The 1,916-nt window shown below is 60.0% G+C and carries 2 protein-coding genes; both read left to right on the top strand.

Translation table 11 applies throughout. The features are described 5' to 3' along the window. The first annotated feature begins 137 nt into the window (after positions 1–137). Complete coding sequence (locus tag ABI_RS02950) at positions 138–758, top strand: carbonic anhydrase (protein ID WP_006271339.1); 621 nt, start codon at positions 138–140, stop codon at positions 756–758. A gap of 171 nt (positions 759–929) precedes the next feature. Beyond that, the gene (locus ABI_RS02955) at positions 930–1,838 is read left to right on the top strand and encodes an aldo/keto reductase (protein WP_006271340.1); all 909 of its coding nucleotides are present in this window, start codon (positions 930–932) and stop codon (positions 1,836–1,838) included. Positions 1,839–1,916 lie beyond the last annotated feature (78 nt).

The raw sequence follows: 1,916 nt of genomic DNA on the forward strand, positions 1-1,916 counted from the left end.
CCCCTCTCCCCTCAAGTGGGGCGAGGGAGTTGTTCATCATCACTGCCTGACTGACCTACGCTGCACCTGCGAAATCGCTTGAACTGGCGGCCGGGGGGTCTATATAGCGGCCGGACAAACACGGCTGGAGACGGACGATGCTGGACTCGCTACTCGCCAACAATCGCGAATGGGCGCTGAAGAAGACCGAGGTCGATCCTGAATTTTTCAAGCGTCTGGTTCGCCAGCAGACTCCGGAATATTTCTGGATCGGCTGCGCCGACAGCCGCGTGCCGGCCAACGAAATCGTCAATCTCGATCCCGGCGAGATGTTCGTCCACCGCAATGTCGCCAACCTGGCGCCGCAGCAGGACGCCAACTATCTGTCGACCCTGCAATATGCCGTCCACGTTTTGAAGGTGAAGCACGTGCTGGTCGTCGGCCATTATGGCTGCGGCGGGGTGCGCACGGCGGTGGAGTCCCAGGATCACGGGCTTATCGATCACTGGCTGGCCCCGATCCGCGAAGTGGCGCATGAGCACCGTGCGGAACTGGAGGCCTGCCCGAGCGAAAAGGTGAAGCTGGATCGACTGTGCGAGCTGAACGTTATCGCCCAGGTCCGCAATGTCGCCACCAATCCGATTACAGTTGCGGCATGGCGGGGCGGGCAGGATCTGACCATCCACGGCTGGGTTTATTCGATCGCCAATGGGTTGGTGACGGATCAGGGCGTCAGTGTTTCCGGTCTGCCGGATCGCAACCGTATCTTCGGGATTTGACTTAATGCGCGCTATCTGTAACCGTTACCAAATATGGTTAACCGATATTTACAAAAATTAACGGTCAGCCACATCGTTTTTTTATAACCTGTTGATAGGTTGTTTAACATTTCAGGGCGACAGTCCGTAAGCGGTCTCGTGGTTAAGGGACACGGTTAAGGACAAGTTACTGTGGCGGCCTCTCTCGGTTTGGGTTCAGCACAATTTGGCGGTGATTACGGCATCTCGAACACGCGGGGACGTGTGAGCGAGGATGAAGTGCGTCAGATCCTGCAACTGGCGGCTGACTGTAAGGTACTGACGGTGGACTCGTCGCACTATGATGGTGATGTCGAGCGGATTCTCGGCCGCAACTGGCCGTTTCCATCGCCGTTCAAGCCGCAGGTGCGGACTTTGCGCCTGGAAAAGGGTTTGGACTGGCTGGAGTCGCGTTTGCGCCGTTCGGTCGAGCATATGGGCCTGGTGCGGGTGCACGCGGCCCTTATTGATAATCCAGAAGATTTGATGGGGCCCCAGGGCGATGAGCTGTGGGCGCGTCTGGAAAAGCTTAAGGCCGATGGCTTGATCTCGAAGATCGGCATTTCGGCGAGTTATGACGACCAGCCTTTGTTGCTGGCCAGGCGATTCAAGCCGGATGTGATGCAGGTGCCGGCCTCGATCCTGGATCAGCGCCTGGTGCGTGACGGGACCCTGGCGGCTCTGGCGAAGCTGGGCGTCGAGGTACAGATCCGGTCGGTGTTCCTGCAGGGGCTGTTGTTCCTGCCGCGGGAGAAGTTGCCGGCGAATTTGATTCCGGTGGGGCCGCATCTGTCGCGGGTGCGGCGGATCATGGCGGAGTCCGGCGCGGATCCATTGCATGCGGCCTTGAGTTTTGCGCTGAACCTGGACGGCGTGTCGACGGTGGTGGTCGGGGTGACCTCGGCGGCGGAACTGCGGGCGATTATCGCGGCCTCGGAAAGCAAGGCGCCGCGGATCAACTGGGATGCCATGGCGCTGAATGACGAGGTCGCGCTGACGCCCGGCATGTGGTTTCAGGACCTAGGCGAGAAGACGCAGAGGCGGCTGGTCCGCGTGGCGTAAGGGAAAGACCAGGGGCCGCCCGCCGCATGGCTCTGGGCGTTCGGCGCGGAAATCGACCCACCGGGTCGATTTCATAAG

It is taken from the genome of Asticcacaulis biprosthecium C19, assembly GCF_000204015.1.
Lineage (GTDB): Bacteria > Pseudomonadota > Alphaproteobacteria > Caulobacterales > Caulobacteraceae > Asticcacaulis > Asticcacaulis biprosthecius.

Coding starts and splice junctions, on each gene's coding strand:
- ABI_RS02950 (WP_006271339.1), top strand. CDS start 138: ATGCTGGACTCGCTACTCGCCAACAATCGCGAATGGGCGCTGAAGAAG.